The organism is Planktothrix sp. PLAVEN19ND (assembly GCF_057220675.1).
The window spans coordinates 1,515,315-1,528,863 of sequence record NZ_CM170132.1 but is presented as its reverse complement, the minus strand read 5'-3'; the positions used below and the strand labels follow the sequence as shown (position 1 = coordinate 1,528,863).

General features: G+C 39.0%; 8 protein-coding genes. All 8 read right to left on the bottom strand.

Going from position 1 to position 13,549, the window contains the following annotated elements; translation table 11 throughout:
* Window positions 1–196: 196 nt before the first annotated feature.
* The 8 genes from secA to ribD all read right to left on the bottom strand — a co-directional run bounded on the left by secA (window position 197) and on the right by ribD (window position 13,463).
* Window positions 197–2,980: a preprotein translocase subunit SecA gene (gene secA, locus AC2D3N_RS06500; RefSeq protein ID WP_079679486.1), complete on the bottom strand. Its 2,784-nt coding sequence runs from the start codon at window positions 2,978–2,980 to the stop codon at window positions 197–199.
* Window positions 2,981–3,081: 101 nt separating this feature from the next.
* Complete coding sequence (locus AC2D3N_RS06495) at window positions 3,082–4,842, bottom strand: ABC transporter ATP-binding protein (RefSeq protein WP_234996701.1); 1,761 nt, start codon at window positions 4,840–4,842, stop codon at window positions 3,082–3,084.
* 96 nt (window positions 4,843–4,938) lie between these two features.
* On the bottom strand, window positions 4,939–6,378 hold the full coding sequence (locus tag AC2D3N_RS06490) for a diguanylate cyclase domain-containing protein (RefSeq protein WP_079679490.1): 1,440 nt from the start codon (window positions 6,376–6,378) through the stop codon (window positions 4,939–4,941).
* Complete coding sequence (locus tag AC2D3N_RS06485) at window positions 6,368–8,305, bottom strand: response regulator (RefSeq protein WP_484693137.1); 1,938 nt, start codon at window positions 8,303–8,305, stop codon at window positions 6,368–6,370. Before AC2D3N_RS06485 ends, AC2D3N_RS06490 begins: the two co-directional genes overlap by 11 nt.
* Window positions 8,306–8,352: 47 nt before the next feature.
* Window positions 8,353–8,742 carry a response regulator gene (locus AC2D3N_RS06480; RefSeq protein WP_484693136.1) on the bottom strand — a complete coding sequence of 130 codons (390 nt, stop codon included), beginning with the start codon at window positions 8,740–8,742 and terminating at the stop codon, window positions 8,353–8,355.
* Between the two features lie 75 nt (window positions 8,743–8,817).
* On the bottom strand, window positions 8,818–11,568 hold the full coding sequence (locus tag AC2D3N_RS06475) for an ATP-binding protein (RefSeq protein ID WP_484693135.1): 2,751 nt from the start codon (window positions 11,566–11,568) through the stop codon (window positions 8,818–8,820).
* Between the two features lie 195 nt (window positions 11,569–11,763).
* Entirely contained in the window at window positions 11,764–12,372 is a 609-nt protein-coding gene (locus AC2D3N_RS06470) for a hypothetical protein (protein WP_079679496.1), read from the bottom strand.
* 2 nt (window positions 12,373–12,374) lie between these two features.
* Entirely contained in the window at window positions 12,375–13,463 is a 1,089-nt protein-coding gene (ribD, locus tag AC2D3N_RS06465) for a bifunctional diaminohydroxyphosphoribosylaminopyrimidine deaminase/5-amino-6-(5-phosphoribosylamino)uracil reductase RibD (protein ID WP_079679613.1), read from the bottom strand.
* Between the last annotated feature and the right edge of the window lie 86 nt (window positions 13,464–13,549).

Sequence of the window (13,549 nt, the reverse complement as noted above, 5' to 3'; positions counted from 1 at the left end):
TTATCTAATTTGGATCACTTTTCCCTTAATTCTAAATAGAAAAAACACCTGGGAGTCTGGCCGAGTTTCGACCCCAAGTGCTTTTTCTTTATTAATCTCACTCCTCACACTCCTCAAATATACACGATTATTTGGGGATGTCAAGGAAAAACTGAAAAATAAAATTTCCAGCCAGGATCAAAAACACTTCAAATCCTTAGACAACAGACGGTTGAGGCTGGAATTGGAACATGGAATAGATGACGTTTCGGCGAATATCGGTCATCATATCTAAGAACAATTCATATCCCTCGCTCTTATATTCAATTAAGGGATCTTTTTGTCCATAACTCCGTAAACCGACGGACTCCCGCAGCGCGTCCATTTGTTGTAAATGTTCCCGCCATAAGGTATCAATTTGTTGGAGAATGAAGAAGCGCTCCGCTTCGCGCATTAACCCGGCTCGAATTTGATTGACTTGGTTTTCCTTGAGATCATAGGCATTGCGTAACTGTTCATGCAGGAAGGTTTTAATTTCATCTACGGATAAATCCATCAATTGTTCGGCGGTCAAATCCGCTAAAAGATAAACAAATTCCTTGGCTTTCACCACCAAATTTTCTAAATCCCATTCTTCCGAAGGTAAGTCAGGATTAATATAGGCTTCCACGATATCATCCATGGTTTGTTCGCCGTATTTAATCACTTGTTCTTTCAAATCTTGCCCTTCCAAAACCCGTCGCCGTTCAGCATAAATTGCCCGCCGTTGGTTGTTCATTACCTCGTCATATTCAAATACCTGTTTACGGATATCGTAATAGTAGGTTTCAACTTTTCGTTGGGCATTTTCCAGCGATCGGGTTAATAATTTAGACTCAATGGGCATATCTTCATCCACATTAAAAGCATCCATTAATCCGGCAACTCGATCGCCCCCAAAAATCCGTAATAAATTATCCTGTAAACTCAGGAAAAACCGCGTGGAACCCGGATCACCCTGTCGTCCAGCCCGTCCTCGCAATTGATTATCAATCCGGCGGGACTCATGGCGTTCGGTTCCGATCACATGGAGTCCACCATATTCCACCACCTCGTTATGTTCCCGTTTAGTGAAGTTTTCGTACTCATGAACGATCAAGTTATAGACCTCGCGCAATTTTTGAATCACCGGGTCAGTGGTGGGAGCTTTTTCCGAAGCCACCGCTAATAAATCCTCCGCCTGTAACTCGGGTAAACTGCGTTCTCCATGAACTCCCACGGCAAAATCAACCGCATCTTTTAGTTTTTGTTCGGTGGATTTGGATAATTCGGTAGGGAATAATTGGGTCGAAACTTTCCAGGTTTTGGATTTTTTACTCTGATCAAATCCCTGGGCGGCGGGGCGACGGCTACCCGATACTCCAGCAATTACTAATTCCCTTTCATCATCGGGTTTAACAATTTTCGGCATCAAATACTCGCGCATTTTTAGCCGTCCCATAAATTCCGCATTTCCCCCCAAAATAATATCTGTTCCCCGTCCGGCCATATTCGTAGAAATGGTCACAGCCCCTTTGCGTCCGGCTTGAGCAATAATTTCCGATTCCCGTTCTACGTTTTCCGGTTTAGCATTTAATAAATTATGGGGAATTTTGCGTTGTTGTAATAAATTCGAGAGAATTTCTGATTTTTCGACGCTCGTTGTTCCGACTAAAACCGGGCGCCCTTCTTTATGTAAATCCGCACATTCTTCAGCAATGGAAGTCCATTTTCCTTCTTCAGTTTTATACACCACATCGGGTAAATCTTCCCGTCCGGTAATGCGGTTGGTGGGAATAATCGTAACTTGCAGCTTATAGATGCGCTCAAATTCGGCTTCTTCGGTTTTGGCGGTTCCGGTCATCCCCGATAATTTCGGATATAACAGGAAGAAATTCTGATAGGTAATGGTGGCTAAAGTTTGGGTTTCCGGTTGAATATCCACCCGTTCTTTAGCTTCAATGGCTTGGTGTAACCCGTCACTCCAACGACGTCCGGGCATCACCCGTCCGGTAAATTCATCCACGATAATGACTTCCCCATTACCGATAATATAGTTGACGTCTTTAATAAATAATTCTTTGGCTTTTAAGGCATTAAAAACAAAGTGCGCCCAAGGATCATTCGGGTCATATAAATCTTGAACTCCAAATAGTTCTTCCGCCCGGGCAAACCCTTCATCGGTCATCAAAACATTACGGCCTTTTTCATCGACTTCATAATGTTCTTCTTTTTGCATCATTTGGGCAACTTCTGCCGCCCGCATATATTTTTGGCTGGGACGTTCCACCTGACCAGAAATAATTAAAGGAGTGCGGGCTTCATCGACTAACACCGAGTCCACTTCGTCAATAATGCAATAGTTAAACACCCGTTGCACCACTTCATCCATGGAGGTCGCCATGTTGTCCCGCAGGTAGTCAAACCCCATTTCACTGTTTGTCCCGTAGGTAATATCACAGTTATAGTTTTTCTGCCGTTGGTCGGGACTCATTTCTTGCTGAATCAGCCCCACACTCAGCCCCAGGAAGCGATGGATTTGTCCCATCCATTCCGCATCCCGTCGGGCGAGATAATCGTTAACGGTGATGACGTGAACCCCCTTTCCAGCCAAGGCGTTTAGGTAGGCCGGAAGGGTGGAAACTAGGGTTTTTCCCTCCCCGGTTTTCATCTCGGCAATTTGCCCTGTATGGAGAATAATCCCCCCTAGGAGTTGGACGTCAAAGTGTCGCATCCCCAAAACTCTCTTTCCGGCTTCCCTGACAACGGCAAACGCTTCTGGGAGAATTTCATCCAGGATTAGGTTTTCCTCGTCTCGGTTTTTGGCTTTGGCTAATTTTTCTTTAAATTCTCCTGTCTTGGCCCGCAATTGTTCATCCGAGAGGCTTTGAATTTCTTCCTCTAAAATGTTGATATCCGTGACAAGAGGCTGATATTTTTTAAGTTTACGCGCATTCGGATCACCTAACAGAGCTTTTAACATGGCAAGAGCAGGATATGGTTACGAAAATTTATAGTTTTGAATAAATCATTGTTGATTCTAGCATTTCCTGGCTGCATCTGGTTCACCTGACACTGAAGGCCCTAATTTAAGCCGGACTGTACCCGCCATAAACCCGCATAAATACCCGGTGCTTCTAAGAGGTTTTCATGGGTTCCTGACTCAACTAATTTTCCCTGTTCCATTACATAAATACAGTCGGCATTTCTAACCGTTGAAAGCCGATGGGCGATCGCAATTGTTGTTCGATTTTTGGTAATCTTTTCTAAGGAGCGTTGAATGGCGGCTTCGGTTTCATTATCTACGGCCGATGTGGCTTCATCTAAGATTAAGATGGGAGGGTTTTTTAAGACAGCCCGGGCTATAGCAATTCTTTGTCGCTGTCCCCCGGATAGTTTCTGACCTCGTTCTCCGACAATGGTCTCATATCTATTGGGTAAATCCCGAATAAATTCATCGGCTTCGGCGATTTTTGCCGCTTCAATAATATCAGTTAAGGACGCATCAAAACTGCCATAGGCAATATTTTCGGCAACGGTTCCATGAAACAGAAAAACATCCTGACTGACTAACCCAATAGCTTTGCGTAAATCCTCTAATTTTAAACGGTTTAATTCGATGCCATCTATCGTAATTACCCCAGCATTAATTTCATATAACCGCAATAATAATTTCACCAAGGTACTTTTTCCCGACCCCGTAGCACCCACAATCGCAATGGTTTTTCCGGCGGGAATTTTCAGGGATAAATCTTGAATAATCTGATTGCGATTTTGATAGGAAAAATATACGTTTTTAAATTCTATTTCTCCTCTAACTGAAACCACAGGTAGGGCAATATCCCCCGGATGAATTTCTATCGGAGTATCCAATAAATTCATCACCCGGTTAATAGAAGCCATCGCCCGTTGATATTGATCAAAGGTATCTCCGAGGCGGGTTAAAGGCCATAATAACCGTTGGGTAATAAACACTAAAACGCTATAGGTTCCGACGGCTAAAGCCCCAGAAGTGACCTGTAAACCGCCTAATAGTAAAGTGGCAATAAATCCAAATAAAATTAAACTTCTAATTACCGGAACATAGGCAGAAGATAGGGTAATTGCTCGGCGATTACTTTGGCGATAGGCTTCACTATGTTCGGTAATTCTTTGGATTTCATACTGTTCGGCGGTAAAACTTTTAATAGTCGTAATACCACCCAAATTATTTGCCAGTTGTCCATTCAGTAACCCAACTTTTTCCCGGACATCGGCATAACGGGGGGCGAGTAATTTCTGGAACCAAACCGAACCCCAAACAATAAACGGCATCGGTAACATTGCCCACCAAGCCACAGTTGGTGCTAAAATAAAGAAGGCTGCTCCAATTACAATTACCGTGGTAATGACTTGGATAATTTCATTCGCCCCCATATCTAAAAACCGTTCTAACTGGTTAATGTCATCATTTAAAATTGACATTAAACCGCCACTACTGCGTTCTTCAAAATAGGCTAATTCTAAGTTTTGTAAATGTCCATAGGCATCTAATCTGAGATTATGTTGTAAGGTTTGGGCTAAATTTCGCCACAATACTTTATAGGCATATTCAAAAACCGATTCTAAACTCCAGATAATTAAGCTCAAAAACGATAACATTAACAATTGATTAAACGCCCCTTGAATCCCCCACTGGGACAGGAAGGAAACCTGGGGGTTAATTACCACATCAACGGCCCATCCAATTAATACCGGAGGGGCTAAATCAAAGACTTTATTTAAAACCGAATAAACCGTTGCTAACCCAATCGTTTTTTGATAGGGACGAGCATAAACTAGAAACCGTTTTAAGGGATGATTCAGTTGAGACAAGGGACAATCCTAAAATTACGACATCTCTATTCTATAGTAATCGGTAATCAATTTATTCCCTATTGCTTATTCGTAATTCTTAATTCCTTAAATCGATTGAGTCACAATCCGATTTCTCCCTTGTTGTTTGGCTTGATATAAGGCATCATCTGCCAATTTAATTAATAATTGTGAGGAGTTTTTTTCCGTTGGAACTAAAGTTGATATTCCTAAACTAAGGGTGAGAAATTCACTAACTTGGGATTGGGAGTGGGGAATATTTAACTCCCGAATGGCGTTCTGAATTTTTGTGGCTATTTGTAAGGCTTCGACTAAACGGCTTCGGGTCATAATCACCACAAATTCTTCTCCCCCATAACGGGCGAGTAGATTTCCGTGGGATTGAATCACTTGGTTAATAGCTTTAGCGACTTTTTTAAGACAATCATCTCCTTCTAAATGACCATAGGTATCATTGTAGGCTTTGAAATAATCCACATCAGATAAAATTAAGGAAATTGGTTGCTTATCCTGTTTATTTCTCAGCCATTCTTGATTTAAAAACTGCTCAAAACAATGACGGTTAGCAATTTGAGTTAACCCATCTAATCTAGCTAAACGAGATAGGTCTATTTCCATCTGTTTTCGTTCGGTGATATCTCGAATCGCAATAGAAAATCCATCCCCAAGTTTTACGGCAATAAAATGATACCAACCTTGATTATTTTTGCCTTTATAAAAAATATCCTCAATCAGAGGGACTCCAGTTTCTACTAAATTAACAAATTTTTGAAATAGATTAATATCTATTTGTTTTAACATTTTTTTTAAAATAATTTTACCCTGTAAATTATATCGTTCTCTGCTCAAAAGTTGGCTAATAACCGGATTAATGACTAAACACCGAAAATCCATAATTTCTCCATTTGTGGGTTCTCTCACCGACTGAAAGGCTGCAATTCCATCCATGGAAGTATTTAAAACACTTTGAATTAAAGCGCGAGATTGATATAAAATTTCCTCGGTTTCTTTGCGTCGGATAATTTCTGCTTGTAATTCTTGTTCTTTAACTAAACGTTGTTGAATTTCGATTTTTAAGCGATGTTCCTGGGCTTGACGGTATCTAATTTCGGCTTGTAACTGTTGTTTTTGTCTTTGAATGGTAAACTGAGTTTCAATCCGGGCAATAACTTCTTCGACTTGAAAGGGTTTACTAATATAATCAACCCCCCCTACTTCAAAGGCTTTGACTTTATCCCAGACTTCGTTTAAACCACTAATAAAAATAATTGGAATTTCCTCAGTCTGAGGATCACTTTTGAGTTTGTGACACACTTCATACCCATCCATATCCGGCATTTTAATATCTAATAAAATTAAATCCGGTGGTGAAGATTGTATGGCTCTTAAGGCTGACGTTCCATTAATCGCTTGACGAATTTTATAGCCTTGGTGTTTAAGAATTTCTGATAAAACTCTTAAATTTTCAAGTTTATCGTCTATAATTAAGATTCCACCGTGATATTTTTTTTGGTCTCTAATATTCATTAGCTTTGATTTTTTGAATAAGATTAAAAATTTGGTCAATCCTATAATTACAGACTAAATCTGTTAAAGCCTGGGATAGACCTGCCTGTTCCGAAGGGATTTCTTGAATTAAATCTAAAACTAAATCATAATCTAAATCAATACTCGCTTGATACAGTTCCTCAACCCAAACGGAGGGCATTTTGTTAAAGCTCTCATGGGTGAGAATAGAATTGGGGGGTTTGAACAGGTTTGGGGCGGGTTCACCTGTATAAATGTACTCAAGACCTAGATATTTTTCCATCATCTCAAAAATATGAAATTCCCGAAAGGGTTTTCTGATAAAATCATCACAACCCATCGCAAGAACCTGGGCTGTTTGTTCTTCTAAAACACTCGCCGTAACCGCAATAATCACCGTGGAACTGCCCTGGGAATCACTTTTAATCTGTTTTGTAGCTTCTGAACCACTCATAATCGGCATAATCATATCCATAAAAATTAAATTCGGTTTCCACCCTTGAAAAATTTCTACAGCTTCCTTTCCATTGGCAGCTTCTTTTAATTGAAATCCCAAGGGTTGAAGCAATTGGATTAATAATTTACGGTTAGAAATTTTATCATCAACAATTAATATTTTATAGACGGGTTGATCGGCAACTAAACCGATGACTTGCTTGGGATAAAGTTGATGGGATAAATCAATATTTTCAATGGATTTAGCTTGAATATCAAAGGTAAAGGTTGTCCCAATACCAACTTTAGAATTAACTTGAATTTCTCCCCCCATCAGTTGGACAAATTTCTGAGTAATTGATAGACCTAATCCGGTTCCTTCATCGGCTTTTTTTCCCGTTTTGGTCTGTGTAAAGGCTTGAAAAAGCTGATTCATTTCTTCGGGTTCAATTCCAACTCCCGTATCTTTGACGACAAAAATAAGTCGAATTTGTGGGGATGCAATTGGCTCACAAGCAACACTTAAATCTATGCCACCTTTTGAGGTGAATTTGAGAGCATTATTGAGTAAATTAATTAAAATCTGACGCAGTTTGATTTGATCCGTACAGATATATTCAGGGACGGTTTCGGCACAGGTGAATTTTAAAAATAAGTTCTCATTTTCCGCTTTCAGGGAAAACATATCCTCTAAATCTTGAAACAAATGATACAAATTAAAGTTAGTCTCATTTAAGGTTATTTTGCCCGCTTCAATTTTAGCTAAATCTAATAGTTGGTTAATTAAATTTAATAAGTGTTCACCACTTTGTAAAATGATCTTCACTTGTTCTTGATGTTCGGGAGAAAGGGTTGTGCTTCGATTCATTAATTGAGCAAAGCCTAAAATCGCATTCAGGGGCGATCGCAATTCATGACTCATATTTGCTAAAAAGGTACTTTTAGACTGGTTTGCAACTTCAGCAGCCTGTTTTGCCTGTTCTAATTCTGCGGTTCGTTCAGTAACTTTGTGTTCTAGGGAGATATTTAATTGTTGTAATTCTATATTTAATTCTTGTAATTTTTGATTTTGTTCTAAAAGTTGTTCTTCTTGAGTATAGCGTCTTAATGCTTCTTGAACCGTTAAAATTAGGTCGGTTTCATCCCAAGGTTTGCTAATATAACGATACAAACTTGCTTGATTTACCACATTACCAACGGATTGAATATCCGCTTGTCCAGTTAACATTATTTTTAACATTTGAGGATAGTTTTGATGCAATTCAATTAATAACTCATCTCCCTGCAATCCTGACATAATTTGATCGGAAATGACTAATGCGACTTCCAACCCTTCCTGGTATAATTCGGCAATCACTTCTAAGGCTTCTTCGCCACTTTCTGCCGATTCTAATTCATAATTTTGAGGTAAATGCCGTTTGAGTTGTTCTTTGAGACTTTCTAAAATAACGGGTTCGTCATCTACACATAAAATTGCCAGTTGTTTATTCATAAAAAGGGAAATGAGAATTACGAATTACTAATGGGTAATAACCTGAATTATCCCAATGCTGATGCAATGGTTTGGGCTAATTCTTCTTCTGTCCAAGGTTTATAAATACAGCGATATAAATTAGCGTATTTTTGAGCCCGTTTGATGGCTTCTTCATCCGCTTGTCCAGTTAACATCACTTTGATAATTTTAGGAAAGCGACGATGAACTTCAATTAAAAATTCATCGCCTCGCATTTCTGGCATTAACCAATCAGAAACAATAATTAAGACTTCAATGGCTTCTTGTTGTAAATCTTCTATAATATCTAAGGCTTCCGGGGCACTTTCTGCCCCTTCATAGATATACTCATTACCAAATTTACGTTTGAGTTGTTCTAGGATACTTTCTAAAATAAACCCTTCATCATCCACACAAATAATTGCTTTTTCTGCCATTTTTTGATATCCTTGATTTTAATTAAAAGTTCTGGTATTAATTCCAAAATGGGCACGGGTTGATTTTAACATAAATTATGAAATTAGGCTGTGATCAGCCTCAGATCGAGGCAAACAGAGGGTAAAAGTTGTAGTTCCAGGTTGGCTTTCAACGGCGATCTCTCCTTGATGTTTACTAATAATTTTTTTAACAATATCTAATCCTAAACCGCTCCCTTCTCCTAGGGGTTTAGTGGTAAAAAAGGGTTGAAAAATTCGCCCTTGAATTTCAGAGGGAATCCCACAACCAGAATCCGTAATTTTAATTATAAACTCGGTTTCTTTTTCCTCAACTAAAATTTTCAGGGTTCCCTGACCATTCATGGCTTGAATACTATTATGAATTAAATTTGTCCAAACCTGCATTAATTCATCGGGATAACAGTTAAAGGGATGGTTAATTTGATAGATTCGAGTTACTTCTATTCCTCGTTTAAGCTGATTATGATAAAGTTCTAAAACCGTATCAATACCTTCCGTAATTAATACGGATTGTTTTTTCCCACTATTATCATGACGAGCATAATTTTTGAGAGCAAAAACAACTTTAGAAGCTCGTTCTATAGCCATAATCATCGTTTGATTATTCCGTTGAAGTCGCGCTAAATTATAGGCTAAAGTTAATATCCATTCTTGTTCAGGATGTTGCAAAATAGGTAAAATAAATTCTAAATTTTCATAAATGCCAATATCAACTAAAAGATCGGCTATTTTTCGAGAAGATTCTATTTGATAATCTTTTAATATTTGACTCAGTTGACGTTTATATTCACGCTGTTCTCTCGTGGAAAGTTGTTGTGGATTGGTACGCGATCGCTCTAACATACTAAAAAACAGAAGTTGTAGGTCAGGATTGAGTTTTTGAGAGAGTTTAGGTAGTTCAACTAAAGATTCAATTAGAGCTTGATTATTATTATTGATAGAGGCTTGAATTGCCCCTAATGGCGTATTAATTTCATGGGCGATGCCTGCTACTAATTGTCCTAAAGCTGCCATTTTTTCCGATTGAATCAGTTGACTTTGAGCCGCTTGTAACTGTTGCAGTGTTTGGGATAATTCCTTGGTTCGTTCTTTGACTTGACGTTCTAAGGTTTGGTTATATTTAGCTAAAATTTGTTCGGCTTCTTTGCTGGAGGTAATATCAGTAATTGTGCCCACATATCCGGTAATTTCTCCTTGATTATTGCGTTCAGCTAGGGCTTTTCCATAGACCCAAATACTACTTCCATTCGGTCTAATAAAACGATATTCGCACTGAAAAGTCACCCCTTCTTGGAGAAATGCTAACCAACTCGAAAGGGTATGATCTCGATCTTCGGGATGAATTGTTTTTGTCCAGCCCATCCCCGTCGCTTCCTCTGGACTAAGACCGATCATTTCAAAGCTTTGGTCATTGCCATAAATACAATTTCCTTTAATATCTGTGCGAAAAATTCCTACAGGTGCCGCTTTTGCTAAACTGGCATAGCGTTGTTCACTAATTTGTAAGGATTGATTCAGTTGTTGCATTTGAGTTAAAGTGGTTTGCAATTGCTTGATCATATTATTAAAAGAGCGAGTCAGTTCTCCTAATTCATCTTGGCGATTGGTTTCTAAGGGTTGATCCCATTGTCCGGCGGCAATATTTTTTGAGGACTGATTCAGTCGAATAATGGGTAATGTCACCCATCTCGCGGTTAAAATACCAATAATAATTGCCATCATTAAAGTTAATAAACATAATAATAAAGTAGTACGATTATTGGCTTTAATTTGGTCTAAAAAATCATTTTCAGGAACAACTAAAATGATTAACCAGCCCAATTTTTTGTTGTTAGCGAAAGGAATAACATTGAGAAAATGTTTTTCTTGATTAATAGAAAAATCAAATTTTGTGGGAATAGAAATATCATTAATATTTTTAAATTTTGTTAATAAATGTTCTGTTGCGGCTTTAGTGACTTGATTGTGGCTGGCTGTTGCTAAAAACAGTTGATTTTGATCTCCAACTTTTCTAAATGATTGCTCTCCCGTGGAACTTGCTAACAAATGACCTTGAGGATCAATAATAAAAACCTGTCCGGTTTTTCCGATATTTAAGCCTTTAAGAAAAGCAATAATTTGATCTAGTCGGAGGGTTGCTAATAAGATACCTTCGATTTCTTTGTTCTGATTATAGATCGGTTCTAATGCACTAATTAATAAGCTGGGTTCTAACATAGAAATAAATACATCACTCCAACTAGATCGACCTTCTCGTAAAACCTTTAAGTAAGTGGGATGCTGACGTAAATTATAATCTTTTTTAATTAATTTACCTTGATTTCGATTTCCCTGAGCATCGAGCTTGAAAGTATAGAAATTATTGCCCACCTCATCTCCGACAACATTAACTTGAAGATCCCCATTTATGAGTTTTTGCCCCGACCGTTGTTTATTTTGATTGGTCGCAATGCCAATAAAGGTAATATCGGGATAAAGTTGAACCTGTCGCCAAAGATATTTTTCCCAAGGATATAAATTATTTGTGTTTAAAAAACCTAATTTAATTTGATTAGAATTAGTTTGGTTAATCTGTTCGGGAGTTTCTAAGAAAAACTGTAAATTTTCCTGAACCCGTGTACTGACTTGATTGATTAATTGTTGGGCTAAATTTTCAACGTCTTTTTGTCCATTTTTAAAGGAAAAATAACCGACTAATCCTACTGTAGCGGTAATTTGTATGACAAACGGTAAGATTAAAACCGTTCTTAAGGGGAGTTTACCGATGGTTTTGGTTAGTAATTGATTCGGGGGTGGAAGTAACATTATTTTTATAATAACTATTAATAATAGTCAGGGGATACCCATTGGTGTCAACTTAAGCCGAAAATCTGTGATTATAGTCAAGATTAGATCCCCCTAAATCCCCCCTTCGGCAAGCTCAGGGTACGGCATTAAAAAGGGGGAATTGGATCTCCTCCTAGAATATAGGGTTTAAATACACAACAGCTTACTTTTAGTTCAGTTTTGACGAGAAGATGGAGCCAGTTCGGGTTCGGGAGATGGCATCATTGTAGGAGAGTTTTGATAGGATTTATTAAAGCTCATGGCAACTAATGAAAATCCCAAATAAGCGGGTAAAATAATCGCAGTAATAAAAGCCAAAACCGTTAACCAAGACCCTAAATTATTCGATTTTCCATAGGTAGAACGATAGGGATCTTGCTTAATTTGATAGGGGTTTTCTTGAGTTTCTAATCCTCTTAAACGTTTAAATCTAACCCGTCGGTCATCTAATTTTTCCACTAAAATCCAACCTGTTACCGCTTCTTCCTGACATAACCGTTTAAAAACAGTGGGATTGCGAAATACATCTTGACTGGCGCGGACAATCTTGTATTCCCATTCCCTGACTAAAGGTTCAGGAGATTCGGCATTAGAATAGCCGTTAGATTGTACGGATTTTGCGCGCATTTTTTTGATATCTTCTGAGTCGTAGCGAGTCAATGTTTCTTCCTCCTCCTGTTCTAATTCTAAATTGATTTGGATGGAACAGAGCCAGTTAGCGAGTAAAACCGCATCAATCCCTAGACTACTGACCATCAGACTTAATAGGGCAATTTCGCTCATAATTAAGCTGGAGATAAATAACCTTCAATCCACAAATCACAACCCACAGAACCCCAAGTCATTCTTTCTAATAAAAGTGCCTCTGTCATTTGAGTAAAACCCAAATCTCCCACCGGAGAAGGTGCCCCACTGCCCCCGATAATTTTAGGGGCAATAAAGGCTAAAATTTTATGAATGCTGCCATCTTTGAGTGCATTGGTGGCTAGAGTTCCCCCACATTCCCACAACACTGATAAAAATTGACGTTCATAGAAATAAGTCATGACTTGGGCGGGTGTCAAGGGCGACAATTCCGCGACCTCTACCCCCTTATTCCGTAGAAAATGTTGGAAATCTGGATTAACACCCTCCTCTGTTATAACTAAAGTTTTCGCCTCTTGAGTGTCCCATAAATGGGCTTGTTTGGGTAAATCTAAGGTACGACTCATCACCACCCGCAAGGGGTTGGGTTCCCCGGCATCGTGGGTTGTAAGCAAGGGATTATCTCGTCGGACGGTATTTCCGCCAACAATTACCGCATCACAGGTGACTCGTAACTGATGAACTTTTTGTCGGGCTTCTGTTCCCGTCACCCAATAACTATGACCCGTTGTGGTGGCAATTTTTCCATCTAAGGTCATCGCATATTTCCAAATTCCTAGGGGTTGATGATGCAAAATTTGATGAGTAAATGCTTCATTTAACTGTTGACAATCGGCTGTTTCTATGCCAACAATTACCTCAATTCCCGCATCTTTTAAGCGTTGAATTCCCGTGCCTGAAACTAAGGGATTGGGGTCAACCATTCCCACTACCACTTTAGCTACTTTTGCTGCAATTAGAGCTTCTGTGCAGGGGGGAGTCCGACCAAAATGATTACAGGGTTCTAAATTAATATATACCGTTGCTCCCCTTGCTTGTTCTCCGGCATTTTTCAAGGCAAAAACTTCGGCGTGGGGTTGACCCGCCCCCGGATGAAACCCTTCTCCAATAATTTTTCCGTCCTGAACAATCACACAACCGACTAGGGGATTAGGTGCAGTTTTTCCTAATGCTTGACGGGCTAATTTCAAGCAATGCTGCATCATTTGTTGATCAAAATTTAAGGTCATAAAATAGGGAAAATAGGGAAGGGGTAATGGGTAATAGGTAATGGGTAATAGGTAATGGGTAATAAACTGAGAACTGGTACGGGCGG

Coding starts and splice junctions, on each gene's coding strand:
- AC2D3N_RS06475 (WP_484693135.1), bottom strand. CDS start 11,568: ATGTTACTTCCACCCCCGAATCAATTACTAACCAAAACCATCGGTAAA.
- ribD (WP_079679613.1), bottom strand. CDS start 13,463: ATGACCTTAAATTTTGATCAACAAATGATGCAGCATTGCTTGAAATTA.
- AC2D3N_RS06490 (WP_079679490.1), bottom strand. CDS start 6,378: ATGAATATTAGAGACCAAAAAAAATATCACGGTGGAATCTTAATTATA.
- AC2D3N_RS06480 (WP_484693136.1), bottom strand. CDS start 8,742: ATGGCAGAAAAAGCAATTATTTGTGTGGATGATGAAGGGTTTATTTTA.
- AC2D3N_RS06485 (WP_484693137.1), bottom strand. CDS start 8,305: ATGAATAAACAACTGGCAATTTTATGTGTAGATGACGAACCCGTTATT.
- secA (WP_079679486.1), bottom strand. CDS start 2,980: ATGTTAAAAGCTCTGTTAGGTGATCCGAATGCGCGTAAACTTAAAAAA.
- AC2D3N_RS06470 (WP_079679496.1), bottom strand. CDS start 12,372: ATGAGCGAAATTGCCCTATTAAGTCTGATGGTCAGTAGTCTAGGGATT.